This is a genomic window from Streptomyces sp. NPDC032721, assembly GCF_055579625.1.
The window spans coordinates 40,458-59,374 of the sequence record NZ_JBVIMX010000005.1; the positions used below are offsets into that span (position 1 = coordinate 40,458).

The 18,917-nt window shown below is 68.8% G+C and carries 16 protein-coding genes and 2 pseudogenes; 5 read left to right on the forward strand and 13 right to left on the reverse strand.

The window, feature by feature from the left end; genetic code table 11:
- Positions 1-81 precede the first annotated feature (81 nt).
- Together ACZ5PB_RS12610 and ACZ5PB_RS12615 are read left to right on the forward strand one after the other, a co-directional pair.
- Positions 82-1,791 (forward strand): serine/threonine-protein kinase, encoded by a 1,710-nt coding sequence (locus ACZ5PB_RS12610; protein WP_468690366.1) that lies wholly within the window; start codon positions 82-84, stop codon positions 1,789-1,791.
- Entirely contained in the window at positions 1,788-3,395 is a 1,608-nt protein-coding gene (locus tag ACZ5PB_RS12615) for a serine/threonine-protein kinase (protein ID WP_468690367.1), read from the forward strand. Before ACZ5PB_RS12610 ends, ACZ5PB_RS12615 begins: the two co-directional genes overlap by 4 nt.
- A 414-nt stretch (positions 3,396-3,809) precedes the next feature.
- On the opposite strand, the gene ACZ5PB_RS12620 is transcribed toward ACZ5PB_RS12615, so the two are convergent.
- Both ACZ5PB_RS12620 and ACZ5PB_RS12625 read right to left on the reverse strand, forming a co-directional pair.
- Positions 3,810-4,550 (reverse strand): SDR family NAD(P)-dependent oxidoreductase, encoded by a 741-nt coding sequence (locus tag ACZ5PB_RS12620; RefSeq protein WP_468690369.1) that lies wholly within the window; start codon positions 4,548-4,550, stop codon positions 3,810-3,812.
- Positions 4,551-4,828: 278 nt separating this feature from the next.
- The gene (locus ACZ5PB_RS12625; RefSeq protein WP_468690370.1) at positions 4,829-6,319 is read right to left on the reverse strand and encodes an MFS transporter; all 1,491 of its coding nucleotides are present in this window, start codon (positions 6,317-6,319) and stop codon (positions 4,829-4,831) included.
- Positions 6,320-7,262: 943 nt separating this feature from the next.
- Here ACZ5PB_RS12625 and ACZ5PB_RS12630 point away from each other — a divergent pair.
- Entirely contained in the window at positions 7,263-8,477 is a 1,215-nt protein-coding gene (locus ACZ5PB_RS12630) for a pentapeptide repeat-containing protein (protein ID WP_468690371.1), read from the forward strand.
- Positions 8,478-9,098: 621 nt separating this feature from the next.
- On the opposite strand, the gene ACZ5PB_RS12635 is transcribed toward ACZ5PB_RS12630, so the two are convergent.
- The 7 genes and pseudogenes from ACZ5PB_RS12635 to ACZ5PB_RS12665 form a co-directional block, all read right to left on the reverse strand.
- Positions 9,099-9,452, reverse strand: a complete 354-nt coding sequence (locus ACZ5PB_RS12635) for a hypothetical protein (RefSeq protein WP_468690373.1) — start codon at positions 9,450-9,452, stop codon at positions 9,099-9,101.
- 601 nt (positions 9,453-10,053) lie between these two features.
- On the reverse strand, positions 10,054-10,665 hold the full coding sequence (locus tag ACZ5PB_RS12640; RefSeq protein WP_468690375.1) for a class I SAM-dependent methyltransferase: 612 nt from the start codon (positions 10,663-10,665) through the stop codon (positions 10,054-10,056).
- A gap of 220 nt (positions 10,666-10,885) precedes the next feature.
- Positions 10,886-11,065, reverse strand: coding sequence for a DUF6480 family protein (locus tag ACZ5PB_RS12645; RefSeq protein WP_468690379.1), 180 nt, complete (start codon positions 11,063-11,065; stop codon positions 10,886-10,888).
- Between the two features lie 61 nt (positions 11,066-11,126).
- On the reverse strand, positions 11,127-11,921 hold the full coding sequence (locus ACZ5PB_RS12650) for an SDR family NAD(P)-dependent oxidoreductase (RefSeq protein WP_468690380.1): 795 nt from the start codon (positions 11,919-11,921) through the stop codon (positions 11,127-11,129).
- 250 nt (positions 11,922-12,171) lie between these two features.
- Positions 12,172-12,966, reverse strand: coding sequence for a calcium-binding protein (locus tag ACZ5PB_RS12655; protein WP_468690383.1), 795 nt, complete (start codon positions 12,964-12,966; stop codon positions 12,172-12,174).
- A gap of 394 nt (positions 12,967-13,360) precedes the next feature.
- A complete protein-coding gene (locus ACZ5PB_RS12660; RefSeq protein WP_468690385.1) occupies positions 13,361-13,906 on the reverse strand; it encodes a GNAT family N-acetyltransferase in 546 nt (181 codons plus the stop codon).
- A gap of 280 nt (positions 13,907-14,186) precedes the next feature.
- A pseudogene (locus ACZ5PB_RS12665) lies at positions 14,187-14,503 on the reverse strand (alpha/beta fold hydrolase); the annotation flags it as partial.
- A gap of 2 nt (positions 14,504-14,505) precedes the next feature.
- Here ACZ5PB_RS12665 and ACZ5PB_RS12670 point away from each other — a divergent pair.
- Complete coding sequence (locus ACZ5PB_RS12670) at positions 14,506-14,685, forward strand: hypothetical protein (protein WP_468690386.1); 180 nt, start codon at positions 14,506-14,508, stop codon at positions 14,683-14,685.
- 48 nt (positions 14,686-14,733) lie between these two features.
- On the opposite strand, the gene ACZ5PB_RS12675 is transcribed toward ACZ5PB_RS12670, so the two are convergent.
- The 4 genes and pseudogenes from ACZ5PB_RS12675 to ACZ5PB_RS12690 all read right to left on the reverse strand — a co-directional run bounded on the left by ACZ5PB_RS12675 (position 14,734) and on the right by ACZ5PB_RS12690 (position 17,444).
- Complete coding sequence (locus tag ACZ5PB_RS12675; RefSeq protein WP_468690387.1) at positions 14,734-15,267, reverse strand: SMI1/KNR4 family protein; 534 nt, start codon at positions 15,265-15,267, stop codon at positions 14,734-14,736.
- A 196-nt stretch (positions 15,268-15,463) separates the two neighbouring features.
- A pseudogene (locus ACZ5PB_RS12680) lies at positions 15,464-16,123 on the reverse strand (IS5 family transposase); the annotation flags it as partial.
- 101 nt (positions 16,124-16,224) lie between these two features.
- A complete protein-coding gene (locus ACZ5PB_RS12685) occupies positions 16,225-16,629 on the reverse strand; it encodes a hypothetical protein (RefSeq protein ID WP_468690389.1) in 405 nt (134 codons plus the stop codon).
- Positions 16,630-17,036: 407 nt separating this feature from the next.
- Positions 17,037-17,444 carry a hypothetical protein gene (locus tag ACZ5PB_RS12690; RefSeq protein WP_468690390.1) on the reverse strand — a complete coding sequence of 136 codons (408 nt, stop codon included), beginning with the start codon at positions 17,442-17,444 and terminating at the stop codon, positions 17,037-17,039.
- A 738-nt stretch (positions 17,445-18,182) separates the two neighbouring features.
- On the opposite strand from ACZ5PB_RS12690, the gene ACZ5PB_RS12695 reads away from it, so the two are divergent.
- Positions 18,183-18,854, forward strand: a complete 672-nt coding sequence (locus ACZ5PB_RS12695) for an isochorismatase family protein (RefSeq protein WP_468690392.1) — start codon at positions 18,183-18,185, stop codon at positions 18,852-18,854.
- The last annotated feature ends 63 nt before the right edge of the window (positions 18,855-18,917 follow it).

Below are 18,917 nucleotides of genomic sequence, written 5' to 3' on the forward strand. Positions count from 1 at the left end.
ACCGCACTACCCGTATGATCGCCTCGCTTCAACGGTCGGCGGGGAGGGCGGGGCAGCATGGGGGTTTCCGGAGTGCCAGGCTTGGCGCACATAGGACCGTTCCGGGTGGTGGCCGAGCTCGGACAGGGCGGTATGGGCCGGGTACTCCTGGGCGTCGCCCCCGACGGACGGCTCGTCGCGGTCAAGCAGGTGCACGCCGAACTGGCCGGGGACGACGGTTTCCGGACCCGGTTCCGGCGCGAGGTGACGGCCTCCCGGCAGGTGTCCGGCGCGTACACCGCGCCCGTGGTCGACGCCGATCCGGACGCGGCGACGCCGTGGTTCGCCGCCCAGTTCGTGGCCGGGCCCTCGCTGAGCCAGGCACTGGACGCCGTGGGTGCGCTGCCGTTGGAGTCGAGCCGGCTGCTCGCGGCCGGTCTCGCGCAGGCGCTGGTCGACGTGCACCGGGCCGGTCTCGTACACCGGGACCTCAAGCCGTCCAATGTGCTGCTGGCCGAGGACGGCGTCCGCGTCATCGACTTCGGCATCGCCCGCGCGGCGGAGGGGCAGACGAAGCTCACGCACACCGGGGCCCTGGTGGGATCGCCCCCGTTCATGGCGCCGGAACAGGTGGACGGGCGCCAACTGACCGCAGCCGCCGATGTGTTCTCGCTGGGATCGACCCTGGTCATGGCCTGTACCGGAAGGCCGCCGTTCGCGGGCACCTCGGTGCCCGGCATCCTCTACAACGTCGCGCACTCCGAGCCCGACCTGAGCGCTGTGCCGCCCGCCATGCTGCCCCTGATCGAGGCATGCCTGGCCAAGGATCCGGCACAGCGTCCGTCGCCGCAGGCCCTGCTCTCCATGATCGGGCCGGTACGGCCCTCGGCGCGGCCGTGGCCGGAGGCGGTGCACCAACTCGCACTCGCCCAGCGGGCCGAGATCGACCGGTACGTCACCGGGGCCGGCGGAAGCGCGACGCTCACCGGTGCCGCGCCTCCGCACGCCGCTGCCGCCGCTGCCTCGCCCGCCGATGCCCCCGCTTCCCTCCACCACGCCCCCACCATGACGGCGGCCGCCCAGGCCCCGCACCTGCCCGCCGCTCCGCAGCATCCGGCTTATCAGGGGAACCACGGACATCAGGGGTATCCGTCGCCGCCCGCGCCCCCACCCGCCCCCGGCTCACGGCGCAAGCGCCACGCCTGGATCGCCGGCGGTTCCGTCGCCGCGCTGGCCACCGCCATCGCGCTGCTCGCTACGTTCCTGCCGCCGGGGATGAACCCGTTCCGCACGGAGGCCATCCCGACGCCGGGCAACAAGCCCCTCGCCCAAGTCTCCGACAAGTACACCGGCACTCCCCCGTCCTGCAAGGAGATCGCGGGCGAGGTGAAGGCGCCGACCGGGTTCGCGCTCCAGCCCAATTACCCCGGCACCGAGCTCTCCGACCGGGAGGACTACGACGACAAGGCCCGTTACCAGCAGGGCCGCTGCATCTGGCAGAGCCGCTCCGGCGACAAGATCGACCTCACGTGGGACCGGTACCGGACCGCGAAGGACAAGACCGGCGCGGAGCGGGCGAAGAAACACTACGAGGCCCTCTACATCACCGGCACCACCCACCGCGAAGACATCGGGACCGGCGAGGAGGCGTTCTGGCACGGCGAACCGGACGGCGGCTGTGTGCTCTACGCGCGGGACGTCAATTTCTACGTGTTCGTCGCCGTGGAGGGTACCGCCTACCCCACCGGCGACAAGTGCGAGGCCCTGGCCGTATCCGTGGCGAAGGGGACCTACAAGGCGGGCTCGGCATGATGAAGCCACTGGGCCCGGCCGACCCGGCCACGGCCGGACCGTACCGGCTGCTCGCCGAGCTCGGACAGGGCGGCATGGGCCGGGTGCTCCTCGGCTCCGCACCGGACGGCCGCCTCGTCGCGGTCAAGCAGGTGCACGCCCGGTTCGCCACCGACGACGGGTTCCGCGCCCGCTTCCGTCGCGAGGTCGCCGCATCGCGCCAGGTTTCCGGCGCCTACACGGCAGCGGTCCTGGACGCCGACACCGAGGCCCGACTGCCCTGGCTCGCCTCGGCGTTCGTGGCAGGCCCGTCACTGGGCGCGGCGGTGGAGGGCGCCGGGGTGCTGCCCGAGGAGGCGGTACGCCGTCTCGCCGCGGGCCTGGCCACCGCGCTGGTCGAGATCCACCGCACCGGCATCGTCCACCGCGACCTCAAGCCGGAGAACGTGCTGCTCGCCGAGGACGGCGTACGTGTCATCGACTTCGGCATCGCCCGCGTCGCCGAGGGCGCGGACGCCACCGCCCTCACCCATACCGGCTGGGTGGTCGGCTCGCCCGCCTTCATGTCGCCGGAGCAGGCGGAGGGCCAGGAACTCACCCCGGCGAGCGATGTGTTCGCGCTCGGCGCGGTCCTCGCGATGGCGGCCACCGGCGACAGCCCGTTCTCCGGCACCTCGATGGCGGGGACCCTCTACAACGTCGTCCACACCGAGCCCGACCTGACCACGCTGCCGCCAGGTCTTGCCGCCCTCATCGGACCATGCCTGGCCAAGGCCCCCGCCGACCGGCCGACCCCGCAGCAACTCCTAGCTCTCCTCGGCCCGATCACAGCCGCCGAACGGCCCTGGCCGCCCTCGGTGCACGGCCTGATCGCCACCCAGCAGGCCGAGATCGACCGACTGCTCGACACCACGGACCGCACCCCCGCCCCGGACGCGTACTCCCCCACCCGGGTCTCTCCGTCTGCTCCTGGTCCCGGCTTCGGGCCACCGCCGCCTCTCACGGGTACGCCCCCACGCGGACGCACCGTGCGGATCACGGCCCTCGTGCTCGCGGGCGTGCTCGCCGTCGCGGGCCTCGGCGTCGGCGCGTACGTACTGACGACTCGCGGCGGCGGCGCCGGCGGTTTGCCCGGGCCACCCGACAAGTACGCAAAGATCCCGACCTGCGCAGAGGCGGCCGGTCAACTCGGTCTGCCGGAGCGAAAGAAGGACCGCGACTCGTACGGAGACAGCACCAGCGAGGCCTCGACGAGCTGCACCTGGATCGGCACGCAGGACCTCGGGAACGGCTATGTCCTGGAGAACGCCTATACGCTCGCCTACATCAAGTGGACGCTGCGGCGCACCACCGGAGACGACGCGAACGCGACCGTCCTGCAGCGCGAGGAGTTCGCCGAGGGCGCGGCCGACGGCACCCGCGACAGCGGACTCGGCATCGGCGACGAGGCGTACTGGGTCCGTCCCGACGGCCCCGACGAACACTGCGACCTGCGCGTGCGTGACGGCAACATGACCCTCTGGGTGGAACTGGGCGGCGACAAGCATCCGGAGTCGACCTGCAAGGCGGAGGCCGCACGGATCGCCCGCGCGGCCCTGGCGGCCATCCCACCGCAGGGTCAGTGAAGTGACCGGGTTGTCCGGGGCCGTGGAATGCCCCGCCCTCGCGGGAGGGGGCCGGGGCCGACACGGCCACCGCCTCCCCCGACTGGTGACGGCCGGTGACCGTGCCACCTCGACCACGGCGCCACCGGACCGGGGGAGGTGCCCGGTGTGCTGCCGTAGGAGATCAACAGCCCCACCGCCGCTGTAAGTCGGTGCGGGCAGTTCGGGCAGTGCGGGCTGGGCGCCCCGGGCGCAGGTGGAGGAGCGAGAGAGGAAACTTGCCCTCGTATCAAGGCAGTTGGGGCAGGCCCGGAGGGCTTGAGAGGTTGCGGGTCACGTGGGAGCCCGTACGCGGTGCGGAACGGCGGGCGATGGGGGTGCTGACCGTGCCGAACTGGCAGCCGTCATGTACGCGGTACGCGGGACTGGTGCCGGCTACCCATGGCTGTCGCGGTGGAGATGTACTTCGGGCAGGACTGCCAGCGCTCCGCCGTCCACGGGCAGACAGACTCCGTTGACGTACGAGGACGAGGGCCCGGCAAGGAAGGCGACCACCTCGGCGACCTCCTGGGGAGAGCACAGGCGCTCCAGCGGGTAGGCAGCCCGGATCCGTTCCCGTTCCTCGGGGTCCTGCCAGCGGTGGGCGTTGCGCTCCACGGCGACGAAGCCTGGTTCGACCACGTTGGTGCGCGTTCCCCCGTGTCCCCATTCGGTGGCCGCGGCGCGGGCCAGCGCCGCGAGTCCGGCCTTGGCCACGGCGTACGGGGCGAAGCCGGGAGCAGCGGCATGGGCATGAACCGAGCCGATCAGGACGATGGAGGCCCCCTGCCCAGCAGGCTTGCGGCGGACGAGTGCGGTGGCCGCCTGCCACGCCGACACGAGCCCGACGTCGAAGACCCGGTGCCAGTCTCCGGGCGTCACGTCCTGCAGCGGGGCGCGGTGTTCACTCAGCAGTGCGTGCACGAGGATCGAAGGAGGCTCTGGTGCGGCGTCCATGGCGCGGTCGATAAGGGCTTCGTCGGTGGCGTCACCGTCGAACGCGATCGTCACGCCCGGGAGGCGGTGCACGGCCGGGTCCTGGTCAACGGCGATGACTGTAGTGCCGTCGGCGAGCAGGCGGGCTACCACGGCCCGGCCGATCCCGCCCGCGGCGCCGAGAATGAGTGCGGTGGTCAAAGCTGTCACCTTCTGGTTGTACGGGGGTGGATGGAGCGAGGCGGTGCCCTGCGGCGGTCGGCCGCAAGACGGCACCGGGCGCGTGTGCGCGGTCCCGGTCGGGCCGTGGTACCTGGGAATGCCCGACCGTGTCGGCGACGCGTGAAAAGCGGCTCTGGATCACTTGGGGGCCGTCGCCGACACGAATGGCCACCGGAAGTTGCCGCGGCCTGGACCCGAGGGTGGGCGGTGCTCGTACATGTGGCGCGGGACGCCAGTCCGTGTGCAGTCCACCTCGCCTATTCCCGGCCGATGCTGATGTCCTCAAGTTCCTTGCCGGTGGTGGCGAGAAAGGGTGAGGCCGCGACGACGGCTGCGGCGATCACGTAGGCGGCCGCGTAGATGGCGACGGAACGCAACCCGAACCGCTGCAGAAGGTGCGGCGCGAGAACCACGTTCAACGCGATCATGAGGCGGGTGACGGCCTGTGCGATACCGCTGCCGATGCCACGCAGATGCGTCGGGAACGCCTCGGACGACCACACCCAGGACAGCACGCCGGGCCCCAACCACGTGAGCAGGGAGTAGAGAACGAAGAAGGTCAGCAGAAGTCCCGAAGCCTTCGGACCGAGGAAGGCAATGCCAAGTCCTGCGACGAAGACACCGAGGCAGGACCACATGCCCAGCGCCCTGCGGTCGATACGGTCGATCAGCTGGGCACCCGCGACCACAGCGCCCAGGCCCGCCACGAACCCGGCCAGCAAGAACCACAGCGAGTACTGCGCTCCGATACCACTGGCCTCCATGACGAGCGGGCCCGCAATGGTGGCGACCGCGCCACCGAAGGCCTGGATCGCGAAGAACCCGGTGACCGCCGCGAGGCGCAACCCCGCTCGGCCGGCGAACAGTTCACGCACGCGGCGTTTCTTCCCGACGGATTCGACGGACCTGACGGATCTGACGGGAGCGGCTGGCTCCTCGATGCCCAGGATCGTGAATACCTTCCTGGCCTCCTCGTGGCGCCCCTGTGCCCGCAACCAGCGCGGCGACTCCGGCAGGAACTGACGGGCAATCAGCACGCCGAGCGCCGGGACGGCCGCCAGCCCGAACAGCCAGCGCCAGGTGTTCTCCCCTGCCACGTCACGCAGCGCGAGCGCGATGAGCACACTGGTGATCGCACCGCCCAGCCACATCATGTTGGGAAGCGATCCCGCGACCCTGCCACGCCTCGCTCTGGGCGCTATCTCCGTGAGGAAGGCGTGCGAGGTCGGGATGTCCATGCCGACGGCGACACCGATGAAGAACCGGGCCAGCATCAACTGCCAGACCTCGGTCACGAACGCGGCAGCGAGTGAGGCGACGACGAAGAAGACCAGGTTGATGACGAAGATGACCTTCCGTCCGAACCGGTCTGACAGGTCCCCGAACACGACGAGGCCGACCGCAGCGCCGATGAACGCGATGGCACCGAGCCAGCCCACCTCGGTGGGAGACAGATCGAAGGCCGGCTTGAGGAAGAGCAGCGCAGAGCCCATGACGAGCAGGTCGTAGCCGTCGATGAACTCGCCGAACGCGACCAGACGCGGTGTCCAGCGCTTGGTGAAGCGTGCCCGTGCAGGGCTTAGACATCCGGTGCCCGCAGCGGCCGTACGGGAAGGAGCAACGACCATGGTGAGTGTCGGGTCCCTTCGCGAAGATGGATGGTCAGGTGGCGGGCCCAGCCCCGAAGCAAAGGCCTGCCGAACCGCAGGTTCTCGCTCGCGCCCACCAGGCCGCCGGGCCACCCGCATTCCCCCAGGCGCGTCGAAGTGGTGTGCCCGGCACGGGCGAGGCACACCACATTGGTGCACAAGCGACTGCTGCGGTAGATGCCGTCTACACGTTGCCCACTACTCGCCTCTGCCTGGCCGAAACAAAGGCCTGGCCACTGCCGGTCGCACCCGGCGAATTCTGATCTGTGCATGAACCGAGGCGTCCGGCGCCTCTGGTGAACGGGGGTCCCTGGATGTGTCCGAGCGTGTCCGGTCAGTGGGCGCACGCGCCTGTGAGCGCAATGATCAACTGTCGGGCGCGCGTGCCCCCCTCCCCCGAAGGAGGGCCTCCAGCAGAGAGCCGGTGCCGGGATCGGCGGCCGCTCTCACCAGATTCAGGCCTTCGCACCGGCCCTCCAGGCACTCGTCGGCGCGTCGAGGATCACCTTCTTGTGCACCGCCAACCCGTGCGCTTCCAGCCTCACCCAACTCAGGGGAACGAAGGCCCGGTTGACCCACGCATTCGGCGTCTTCGACAAGACGCTGTGCGGCAACCAGGGTGCTGGCATGTTGCCGTCCGACTACTGGTGGCTGCCGGAGCGGGAGAACGCCTGAAGTGCCGGTCGGGAAGCGGCAGATGTCACCGATGACCGTTGGCCGCATGGAATGAGGGGCAAGCACGCGCGGGTCAGCGTGGCTTGGCGGCGTTCCTGACCGTGTTGTCGCGGTTCCGGACCTACTTCTACGACTGCCTGACCGCACGCGCGGATGCGCTGTTCGAGCTGACCGACGCCGTGTTGTGCACCGAAACCCACCACACCCGGCCCAGAACGTCCGCCGGGCTCGGAGAACGTCGTTGGCCAGAAGGGGGGTTCCCCGTGAGCGAGGGACAGACGGGCGCGGCCGCGTACGCCACCGGTCCGGTGGCCCGGGCAGCACAGATGCAACCAGGGGTGCAGCTGCGGCAGTCCTGTCGGTTGTGATGACCCGTCTGCCCCGGCGCCAGGCAAAATGGCGCGGCCTCCGTTTGTGGAACGTCGGTCTCGTCCTCGCGCTGGCCTTCGTCGTCGCGTTCCTGATCGCAGGATTCGTCTTCTACACCGGGTGGTCCCTGCTGGAGGTGAAGAAGCTCAAGCCCGAGAGCGTCATCGACTCCAAGACCCTCTTCGACCTCGTCAAGCTGGCCTTCGGAGTCGTGGCTGGGGCGGGCGCCCTGGTCGCCCTGGTCGTCGCCTACCGGCGCCAGCGGGTCGACGAGGACGGTGCGCTGCGCGACACCACCCGCCTGCACACCGAACGCTTCACCACCGCCGTCTCCCAACTCGGCGACGGATCCCCCGCCGTACGGCTGGGCGGTGTCCACGCACTGGCCGGCCTCGCGGACGACGCCCCCACCCAGGACCTCCGCCAGACCTGCATCGACGTCCTGTGCGCCTACCTCCGCCTGCCCTCCACGCCCGCCCCGGGAAACCCGCCCGCCTCCCTGCCAGACACCCCTGCGCCCTCCGACGAACAACGCGACGCGCACCAGGCCAAGCACGACCAGTACCAGGCACTGCGCGAAGTCCGCCACACGATCCTGCGTCTGATCGGGGACCACTACCGCATCCCTCAGAACACCCACCGCTCCTGGCAGGGCTGCGACCTCGACCTCTCAGGCGTATTCATCGACGGCAACCTCAACTTCTGCGGTGCGACGTTCTCCGGCGGCACCGTGACCTTCCGCAACGCGACGTTCTCCAGCGGGTCCGTGGATTTCGGCGACGCCATGTTCTCCGGCGGCACCGTAACCTTCCGCGACGCCATGTTCTCCGGCGGCACCGTAACCTTCGGCGACGCGATGTTCTCCAGCGGCACCGTAACCTTCCTCGGTGCGATGTTCTCCGACGGCACCGTGGACTTTTACGGGGCGACGTTCTCCGGCGGCACGGCGGACTTCCGCAGCGCGACGTTCTCCGGCGGGTCCGTGGACTTCTGCGGTGCGACGTTCTCCGGCGGCACCGCGGACTTCCGCAACGCGACGTTCTCCAGCATCGTGGACTTCCACGACGCGAGGTTCCCCCGCGGCATCGTGGACTTCCGCGGCGCGCGGCTCTCTGGCGGCTTCGTACCGTCCGGCCTGATTCCGGACGACTCCTCCGCCCCCCTGCCGCCGGGCCTCGCCCTTGCTCCCGATTGGCTTCAGAACCTGAACTGAAAGCCCTCTACGTCCAAGCCCTAACGTGTGGTTGCTATGGATCTGGGGGTTGGGCCGACGGTTGTTCACAGAGCCGGGGAATGTCCACGATGAGAGGAGTAGCGGCGCTTCGAGGCCGGGCTCGTGGCTTGTTTCTCGCGGCCGTTGTGTGGTTCCAGCCGCCGCCGTTGTGTGCTCGCCACGGCCGCGGGCGGGCGCGAGGCCCTCAGGGCGTCCTCGCGCTAGTGCCCTCAGGAGGGGGTGGGGTGGCGGGAGTTGCCCCACCTGCGTGAGGGCCGAGGCTGGATCCGCGTTCTCTGTGGGTACGGCTCCAGCTGGTCATCGCGAGTCTTGAGAGCTCGAGAGCTGGGAGCCGGTATGCGGGTAGAGCCGACGTCTAAGTGACAGACGGGAGTCGATGCCGGTGGCCACCCCGTGCGGTGAGAAACCCCTCGGGCACACTACGCAACTGACCTCGCTCTGCCCTGACATTCCTGCGGGGCAAGGAGAAGAGCTGGCGCGGGGCAGCGGAGCGTGATCCGGAGAACTTCGGTAGCGGTCCCGGGGCACCGGAATACACAGCGGAAAAGGCGTACCCCCGGGCTGTTGCCCGGGGGTACGCCTTTTCCGCAGCGCCTTCCGTCAGGAGGAGCGGACCTGGATCTCGCCGATCCCCGAGCCGAGGCTTGAGCAGTGCGCGGTCGACTGGTTGGAGTCGCCCGGCTCCAGGCGGATGTGTTCACCGTCCGCGTCGGGCGACCAGCCACAGATCAGGTGGACCCAGAAGGTGATGGGCTCGCTCCCGACATTGGTGCACAGCGCCCAGCCGGTGTAGTCGTCGATGTTGTGCTTGCCCTTCTCGCACGAGAGCCCATGAGGGTCCGCAGCGGGGGCGGCCGCCGCGGCGGGCGCTGCGACGGGCAGAGCGAGGGCGAAGGCTGCGGACACGGCGAGGGCGGCGCGCACAGCGGCGCCCGCCTTCCTGTTGTTCTTCAATGTGTTTCTCTCCGTGAGGTCGGACAACTTCCTTGCACCACTCTGCCGCCCCCAAACCGGACTAAAACCCCGCCTGGCTTCACCGTCCGTAAGCGAAAGGATTCGGCACACCGGAAGAAGGCGCACGCGGCCCCGCGGAAGTCAAGGACACGCGGGTCGACGTCCTGGACAGCGGCGGTGGGGGTCGCGAGGGATGGTGCCGCCGTCGCCGACAACGTCCGCGCCCGACCCCGCCGTGATGTCCCGCGTCGGCCAGGCGCTCCGCGCCGTCGCCTCTGATCCTCTACTCGTCGGTGCTTGCCCAGCAGGGGTGGGAGTAGATGCGTACGGTCTGTATTGAGGGCTTGTTGTGGCCGAGGTCTGTAGCTGACTGTTTGACCATTGCGACATCTCGATGGCCGAGGTGCCCTGCGCCCAGGGCTCGGAAGGGCAGTGCTGCGGCGCTGCCCATCTCCGGAACCGTCCAGACCGTCCAGACGTGGAGCGCCCGGTCAACTTCCTCGTACTTCCTCGCAGTTCGGCCGCGCGACGGCTGCCGGACAGCTCAGGCAGACGGCACGGTCCGCGCCGCCGCGTCGACCCTCGGTCCGGTCAACTCGGTTCAGGCGTCGAGGCGATGGACGCTGACCGCGTAGCCGCCGCCGTCGTACGGGGCGGCGTCCCAGGTGGCGAAGCGGTCGACCAGTGAGAGGCCCGCCGCGGCGCAGCCGGCGTCGTACTCGGGCAGGGTGGTGGTCGGGGGCACGGGCAAATGGGCGGCGTCCAGTCCGAAGCCCGCGACCAGCAGGCCTCCGGGACGCAGGGCCGCGGCCAAGCGATGGATCACCGTGGCCTCCGTCCCTGGAGTGAGCAGCGGCAGGACGTTGCCCGCGGCGACCACGAGGTCGAAGTCCGCGGCGATACCCAACAGTTCCGGATCGAATTCGGCGAGATCTGCCCGGAACCACGGCAGTTGAGGCGCCTGCGCCCGCGCCACGTCCAGCATCGATTCGTCCAGGTCGACCCCGACACAGTCGTAGCCGAGTTCCGACAGCCGGATCATGACTCGACCGGTGCCGCAGCCGGCGTCGAGCACCGATGCTCCTGCGGGCACGAGGGCCGCGCAGAACGACGCCTCGCCGTGCACGTCCTGCCCACCGCGGACGAGCGCCTCGAAGCGGGCGGCGTACTGGCTCCCGGACGTACCACCGGTAAGTTCCTGCCAACGACTCATGTGATCGACTATAGGCCGCGGCGTCGGCCCGCCCCTGCGTGCGGGGCTGCGGGCGCACTGGTGCGGCCCTGAGCCGGAGGTCGGGGGTCCGCCGCTCGTCGGGCGATCCGGGCGCGGTCCGCGACGGCGCGGGCGGGCGAGCGTCGGCCCGCCGAACAGCTCCGGGGCGACGGCCCGCCCGGCGTCTCCCGCTGCATGTATCGCGTAGCAGCAGGTCGCGCTACAGGCCCGCGATACGTGCCACGAAGAAGCCGGCCACCAGGACGGCTCCGATGACGATGAGTGCGAGCATCCATCGTGGGTGCTCCCAGATTCCGCCGTCGTGCCGCTCCTCGTGCGCTTCTGCGGTCGATCCCTCGGCCGGCGAGGTTTCCGTCGGTGGAACGGGTGTGTGGCTCATGTCTCCACGGTCCTCCCCGTCACGCGCTCGCGCATCCCGGCCCGGTCGCACCCCATGTCCCCTACGGCAGGATCGCGTCCACGTAACCACCGTCCACCCGCAGCGCGCCGCCCGTCGTCGCCGATGCCAGCGGCGAGGCGAGGTAGACGACCATGTTCGCGATCTCGCTGGGTTCGATGAGCCGCTGGAGGAGCGACTGCGGCCGGTGCTCGCGCATGAACGTGCGCTGCGCTTCCTCCCAGGGGAGGCCCGCGTCGACGAGTTCGTACACGAAGTCCTCCACGCCCTCGGTGTGGGTGGGGCCTGCGAGCACGGTGTTCACCGTGACGCCGCTGCCCGCCGCCTCCTTGGCGAATCCCCGGCCGACCGCGAGGAGCGCCGTCTTGGAGACCCCGTAGTGGATCATCTCGGCGGGGGTCACCACGGCCGAGTCGCTGGCGATGTACTGCACCCGGCCCCAGCCGCGCTCGCGCATCCCCGGCAGGAACCGCCGGGTCAGACGGACGGCGGCCAGGACGTTGATCTCGAAGTAACGCCGCCACTCCTCGTCGGTGATCTCCAGGGCGGGCCGGGCGCCGAAGATGCCGAGGTTGTTGACGAGGACGTCGAGGTCGGGGAGTACTCCTGCTACCTCCTCGACCCCTTCGGGCGTCGCCACGTCGGCGGGAGCTGCCACGAGATCCGCGTCGGGCACACGATCGGCGATCTGCCGGATCGCCTTCTCGACGCGTACGCCGTCGCGCCCGTTGACGCCCACTCGCGCGCCTGCCTGTGCCAGGCCGGTGGCGATCGCGAGGCCGATGCCCTGCGTGGATCCGGTCACCAGCGCCGTGCGTCCTGTCAGATCGAGCCTCACCAGCGGTCTCCTGTCACCTCGTCGGTACGTGCTGCGGTCCCTGCGGCACGCCGCGCCGCGCACCCCATGCTCACCGCCGCCTGCCCGCTCCGCTCGCGGGGCGCTCCGTACTGCGCAGAATTCGCGCCAACGCGGCACGGCGCGGGGCCGCGGGGAGACACCTGTCCCAGGGAACCGACGGCAGCGGTGGCGGTCTTCGACGCGGGCGACGCGGGCGAACGGAGTCTGGACTCGTTCGACCTGTCGGGTCCTAGCGAACGACGACGTAGTCCGCGGCGGAGACGACCGCCGGGCTCGTTGACGTACCGGCGAAGATGTAGCGGAAGTAGCCGTCCGCCGTGGCTTTCGTGGTCGTCCGGAGGTTGCCCCGGCTGTCCGTGGTGACGGTCTTGAGGGTTTTGTACGTGCTGGTGCCCTTCTTCAGGAACTGGAGCTTCACCGGCTGCTTGGCGTAGCCGCCGTACTTGTAGGTCGTCCAGTCGGCGCGCGTCAGGGCGCCAGTGACGGTGATGCTCCCGTTCTTCCTGACCGGTTCCGGTGAGGCGTTGACCGTCAGTCGGGCATCGCGGAGAACCTTCGCCTTCGCCGCGGAGTCCTTTCCGACGTAGTCACCGTCGTTGGCTTGCGCATGGGCCCGCACGTGCCAGATTCCCGCGGTCGTGTTGTCCTGGGGGTGAATGCGCGGGTTCATCTTCAGGGTGAACGTGCATGTGGTCGTGGTGGCGTTGTGGCGTACGCACTTGCCCGCGAAGTTCTCCGGCAGCACGAGACCGTGGACGTCACCGGTGACCGGATTGACGGGGCCGTGCCACAGGGTCGGGAAGGTCCTCCCCACTTCGATGCCGGAGTCGTCCGTGGCGGTCACCGCGATGGTGAACGCCTTGCTGCCCGTGGTCCCCAGAACGATCTCCTTCCCGCCGTTGACCACCACCTTCATGATCTTGATATTGCCCGAGGCCTCGTCCGCCTGAGCGGCCCCCGGCATCGCGAGCGCGGACAGGGCGAGGGCCCCTGCGAGGCCTGCCACGGTGGTGCGGTGATGCATGAAGGCGTTCCCCCATGTTCCAGCGCCTCGGGAACGTCCCGAGGCGGAGCTGAGCATGCGCATCCGGTTCGTGGATCTCACGGATGGCACGTACATGACCGTCGAGCGGTGAGAATGGTTGCCCCTGGATCACACCGCATCTGCAGCCGTGGCAGGGCGCGGAGGGATTCGTCAGGGGGTGTCCCCCGCCTACGAGAAACGACAGGTCACCCCGGGTCCTTGCCTGCGGGGCCCGCCGGGGCGGGGGGCGTACAGGGCCCGGCCGCCGGGCCACCGGGACAGCTCGGTGGCCAGGGCGGCGCCGTCTGCTGTCTCCTCGGGCCGCCGGCCGGCCACCACTGACAATCCGGGGTCCGGAGACGGCTCGCGCGTTCCGACCCGTTCCGTTCCGTTGTCAGCCTCTCGCCTTCGCGTGCTCCTCGCGCGTCGTCGCGTAGACACGCACACGTGCGCCGTGCGAGGGCGCCACCGTCTCCCGCTCCAGGTACATGCCGAGCTTGCGCATGACGGCTTCGGGGGCGGTGTTGTCCACGTTGCAGACGCTCAGGAGCCGTTCCAGGCCGACCGTGTCGAAGGCGTGCCCCAGTACTGCGCGAGCGCCCTCCGTGGCAAAGCCGCAGCCCCAGAAGGGGCGGGCGAGGCGCCAGCCGATCTCGACGGCGGGAAGCACTTCCGGTAGGAAATGCGGAGCCGCGGTGCCCACCCATCCGGTCAGCTGACCGGTCTCGCGCAGTTCGACGGCGAACAGTCCGTGCCCCTGTTCCGCCCAGCCGGCGTCGCGTATCCGGGTCAGCCATGCCGCCGTCTCGTCCCTCGTGCGTACGGAGCCTTCGCCGATGTACCGCATCACCTCGGCGTCCGCGTGCATCTCGGCGAGCGGGTCGAGATCGTCGTCTCGCCAGGGCCGCAACCGCAGCCGGGCTGTGAGGAGTTCGGGCATGACGCACCCTCACACGAACGCCTTGCGGCAGATCAAGGTGCCGCTTCGCCACGCGCACGGCAGTGGAAGCCCTTCTGATCAGCCTCACGGATCCGGCACCGGCACCAGCCGCACACCGCGAGCGCGTTCACCGGTGCGGGGTCCGGCAGAGTGCGGCGCTCGGGCCCAACAGCACCCATCGGCACGAACGGCCTTCGGACGGCTACGCGGCATCGCCCTTTGCGGTCGACCGGCCGCGACTGCCGGTGTCGTCGGCCCTGTTGGGTTCCGTCCGCTCTCCTCCCGTGGGGGCCGTCAGCACGTCGATGAGGCAGGGCCAGAGTTCGCGTGGGCGGTCGTGGCCCATGTCGGGGATCAGCAGGAGCTCGGCGCCCGGCACCAGGTCCACGGTGCCTGCGCCGCCGCTAGGGTCGATCAGGGTGTCGTCCAGGCCGTGGATCACCAGTGTCAGCACCCGCAGTTCGCGCAGGACGTCCGCACGAAGCCGCTGAGGATCATCGCTCCGCGCTGACGGCCGATCCCCTCGGGGTAGTGGGCGCGGTCGTAGCCGGTTGCAGCCAGGGCGCGCAGCACCGCGGCGTCCCCGTACCGCTTGGACATTGACCGGTGGCGACATCCACAGCTGTCCTCAGATCGTGGGAGAGGCGGCCGTCGCGGCCCAGCGGAATCTCCCGTACCTCGAACGAATCCAGGACGAACTCCGCCACCCCGCCGTCCCCGACCTCATCAACGGTGCGAGCCTGGTCGTCGACGGGATCGAATTCGCTGCGAATTGTTAGTGAGTTACTCCGCAATTGGCCCAATAGGCAAGCCTCACTGGCGGTCTACTACACCGGGCCGAGCTGGCGGAATTCATGCGTATCACGAGGGTACCGGGAAGATAGGATGCTCGATTGCAGCTCTCCGTCAAGGGAAGCAGCGAGGAATTGTGTGCAAGAGACGGAGAAGTGCTCCCATCGCTCACCGCGCGCCTCGTTCACCATCACAGTCCACTGGCCCGGATCAAGGCTTGGAAGAACGAGCCAGTAAAGGCATTCGCCGTTGTCCGTGGTTGCCCAGAGGATGACTCGGGATCCCTCGATCTCCAGTTCTTCCGGTTTCCGCTCGAATTCCCATAGATCTTCGAGGATTTCGGCTTGATCCTCTGCCGATGCAATGAGGTCGTAGTGCTTGTTAGGACAGTCGGGCTCCAGAACGTACAGGTAGTCTTCCCAGTTGCTGCCTCCGTATACCTGGATGAACTCCTTGTAGTCGGAGGGTAGTTCCACTCCGAGCCTGCGTTCGACCATGCTCCAATCCTTCTGACGGGGTTCGCTCGACGCTGGGATGATTTCGAGCAGACGCGTGAGCGCATTGGTCATTGCGGAATCCTCTTTCCTGGAATGAAATGTGTTCGAGCGGGGGAAACGCCAGCCCACAGAGGAGATCACAGCCGCCACCGCCGTCGGCGGACCGGTGCTGACTCAGGCGTGCTGCCTTCGCGCTGGGACTCGTGCCGGTGCAGCCGTCCCCAGAGAAGGCTCCGCCGTCACCAGTCTCGCCCGAGAGGACATCCCATTTGGTGAGTCTGAGGTAGCAGATGAGGGTGCAGGCAATGCCGGTGAAGGCGAGGAAGTGGTCGGCTTTGCGTTCGTAGCGGCGATGGATGCGGCGGCAGCCGGCGAGCCAGGCCATGGTGCGTTCCACGATCCAGCGGTGGCGGCCCAGTCGTTGCGAGGACTCGACTCCCTTGCGGGTGATGCGGTGCGTGATGCCTCGTCCGCGTAACCATCGTCGCAGGTGGGGGTAGTCGTAGCCCTTGTCGGCGTGGAACTTGCCGGGCTTGCGGCGTCGTCGGCCGCGGCGCGGGCGGATCGGTGGGATGCCCTTCAGGAGGGGGATCAGAGACTGGCTGGCGAGCAGGTTGGCACCGGACATGCCGACGGATGTGGGCAGACCGGACCGTTCCGTGATCAGGTAGATCCTCGCGCCGTACTTGCCTTCGACCACTCGGAGAAGCGCCGGTGGGCCGTCGCTCTGGACGGGCCGAACGACGCGGAAGGAAGCTGCTCCCAGGCACAACCCGACGTGGCCACGAACACGATCGCGGCCAGCACCTCCCGGTCACGGTGCCGACGCGGGCCCTTCACCCTGCGGCCGCGACGGCGCCTCCGGCACCACCCGCTGGAACAACTCCCACAATTCGTCCGGCACCAACCGCTCAACGATCCCCACCATGACCCACAAAATATCGGCAGAGCCCGATGAGATTTCTCGAAGGCTCGACCGGGCCACAGGGCGGTGGCGGAGCGACACCAGTGCGGGGCGAGCCCGCTGCACTAAAGCTGGTCCCCTGCCCCGGCCGACTCCGGAGGGTGAACCCCGCCACCGTCCTTCGCGTCCTGCTCACACGAACGCCCGCCTTGTTCGGACTGATCGTTGGGGATCAGAAGCACTCCAGCAACCCGCTCAGGGCGCTCGACGGTGAGCCAGCCGTCACCCGTGCGGCTACCGTCCGGTTTGGACCACGCAGTGGACGAATAAAGCGTCGTGCACATCAACGCGACTCGCTTTTCGTCGACCGCGCAGGCCTGCACCGCGGGCCCGCCCGGCCCCTCGGTGACGCCGTCGAAACGGTAGTGGAAGTACGCCTGGTTCCCCTCGTGGGGCGTCTGGGGATGAGGCTCAAGTCGCCAATCGAGGACCTTGGCGGTAACCCCGAACGGCTGCTCGGACGTGTCCACGACCTGAACTGAGGTCCCGGCCTTCCCGCGTTCCGCCACCCGGTCGGTACAGCTCCAAACGGCCGAACAACCGGTAAGGGCGAATCCCGCCAGAGCCAACGAGGTACCGACAAGTACCCGTACGGAAAGCATTCGGACAACCTCCAGCCAGATGAAGCCGAGCAGTCTAACCCGGCACCCGGCCCGTCGGAGGCCCAGGACAAGCCGCAGGCGATCACTAGCGAGCACCCCGACCCCGTACTCAGCACGAGCAAATACCGGATGGGTCTGATGGTCTGATGGTCTGATGCAGGGTAGCCCCCGACCAAACGGTCCCTAGCCGCCTTTAACTGCACTTTCAGGTAGCTAAGTGGCCGGAGCTACGGGCAGAGCCTCACGCCCGGCCGTTGGGGGGCCTCCAGCAGCGCCTATTGGATCAGGTCGGTATGCGTGTAGCACTGCGGGCAGGAGTAGAGCTGCAGATTGTTCGCGTCGGAGATCTGGAGACCGGGCGGGTTCGACACAATGTCGTTGTCGATCACGGCGATGCCCTGCTCCTCGTTCGGGACCCACCCCCTTCTGTAGTCGCGGCATTCGTCCGAGGCGATGGTCAGCAACGGGCTCATCGGGGAGCCGCAGTTGATGCAGAACCGGGTAATGGGGTCGGTGAGGCCCCACGGCGGCCAGCCGCCGACCTTCCATCCGGGAGCTTCGGACAACTCGGCGGAGTAGTACTCCTCCGGTTCCTCATAGGAGTCATCTACTTCCACGCCGGCCGCCCGCCACGCGGCCCAGTCCCTCAGCCGCTGCTTCAACTCCTCGTCCAGCTCCAGCATGTTGGGGTACTCGGTGACTTGCTCCGGTGCGAGCACGCACGGCTTTGGCGTGTAGCCGTACTGTGCCTCTGCCGGTTTGGGCGGCGAGGCGAGAACGCGCTTGACGTCGGCGGCAGTTCGCCAGAACAGCTCGGTCGTAGGGCTTGTACTCCGGCGGGTGCTCCGAGGGACACCACAGCACCTGAAGGAGATCGGTGCGCCCGGGCGGCCTCAGCTGGGGCACGTCACGCACGTACAGCTGCGCCACGGGTATAAGGGGAGAGACCGGGCCCTCGTGCCACTTGTCGCAGTACAGCCATGGTTGCTCGGCGGGCCACAGCAGCGGACCGCCGACCGAACTCTCGTACGGTGACGGAGAACCGGGGCGGGGATGCAGCCGGGTCGCCGTGCGTGCCATCGGGGCTAGTTCAGGGAAGATCGCGGCCACATCGAACGGCCGTGGTGGGGTGGTACGGGTGATGTTCACGGCGGCGATATTGCCAGCTGCCTGTGACAACAGGGGTTCGCAGCCACCTGAGCGCGGCACCCCTTACCTCAGGCGGTGCAGAGCGGCCTTGACCTGACTTGTGATCCATTAGGTGGTGGAGCGGACCGCAGACATGCCTCGTGGACTCGGCCACGGTGTGATCGAAGCGGGAGTGGTGCAGGGCATTGCGGTGGGGCACGTCCGAGCCGGCACTCAGGCTTTCACCGAACGGATCGTCCAGCTGAGCACGAGCCGCGGGTAGAACTACGGCCATGCAGGCAGACTCCGAGCTCCATCACTGGTGGATCGACCCCCGGGAGTACGAGCGCCAGGAGAGCAGACGCGGCAGGAGGCACGCGTATGAGGCCCTTGAGCCGGGGCGTACCGCACTGATCGTGATCGACGTGGTGCCGTTCTTCGCGGAGACCAACGCCTATGTGCGCGGCATCGTGCCCCGCATCAACCTCCTCGCGGCGGCCCTGCGGAACGCCGGCGGCGGCCTGTGCGCCTGGGTGGTACCGGCGCACGCAGCCCCACTCGGTAGGGCGAGCAGAGAGTTCTACGGGCCGTCTGTCTGCGCGGACTACGCGGCCTCTGGTGGTGTCGGTCCTCCCCGCTCACGGCTGTGGCCGGCTCTCGACACCCACGACCAGGACCTGGTGGTGGAGAAGTCCGCGTACAGCGCCTTCTTCCCCGGCCACTGTCCGCTTCCCGATCTCTTGACCAAACGCGGCATCGACACCGTCGTCATCACCGGAACGCTGACCAACGTGTGCTGTGAGTCCTCAGCCCGGGACGCGGCCACCAGCGGCCTTCGTGTGCTGATGGTCGCCGACGCGAACGCGGCCCGCCGCGACTTGGACCACAACGCCGCCCTTCACACCATCTACCGGTCCTTCGGCGACGTCCGCACCACCGCCGAGGTGCTGAACCTGATCGGGTAGGAACAGCGGAAGTGAGCCCCCGCTCACGCCATTTCACCAGCTTCCTGCCGAGCGTGCGGCAGC

Excerpts from the sequence above, each read along its gene's own strand:
- ACZ5PB_RS12615 (WP_468690367.1), top strand. The coding sequence starts at position 1,788 with ATGATGAAGCCACTGGGCCCGGCCGACCCGGCCACGGCCGGACCGTAC.
- ACZ5PB_RS12660 (WP_468690385.1), bottom strand. The coding sequence starts at position 13,906 with ATGCCCGAACTCCTCACAGCCCGGCTGCGGTTGCGGCCCTGGCGAGAC.
- ACZ5PB_RS12695 (WP_468690392.1), top strand. The coding sequence starts at position 18,183 with ATGCAGGCAGACTCCGAGCTCCATCACTGGTGGATCGACCCCCGGGAG.
- ACZ5PB_RS12690 (WP_468690390.1), bottom strand. The coding sequence starts at position 17,444 with ATGCTGGAGCTGGACGAGGAGTTGAAGCAGCGGCTGAGGGACTGGGCC.
- ACZ5PB_RS12655 (WP_468690383.1), bottom strand. The coding sequence starts at position 12,966 with ATGCATCACCGCACCACCGTGGCAGGCCTCGCAGGGGCCCTCGCCCTG.
- ACZ5PB_RS12625 (WP_468690370.1), bottom strand. The coding sequence starts at position 6,319 with ATGCGGGTGGCCCGGCGGCCTGGTGGGCGCGAGCGAGAACCTGCGGTT.
- ACZ5PB_RS12675 (WP_468690387.1), bottom strand. The coding sequence starts at position 15,267 with ATGACCAATGCGCTCACGCGTCTGCTCGAAATCATCCCAGCGTCGAGC.
- ACZ5PB_RS12630 (WP_468690371.1), top strand. The coding sequence starts at position 7,263 with ATGACCCGTCTGCCCCGGCGCCAGGCAAAATGGCGCGGCCTCCGTTTG.
- ACZ5PB_RS12645 (WP_468690379.1), bottom strand. The coding sequence starts at position 11,065 with ATGAGCCACACACCCGTTCCACCGACGGAAACCTCGCCGGCCGAGGGA.
- ACZ5PB_RS12640 (WP_468690375.1), bottom strand. The coding sequence starts at position 10,665 with ATGAGTCGTTGGCAGGAACTTACCGGTGGTACGTCCGGGAGCCAGTAC.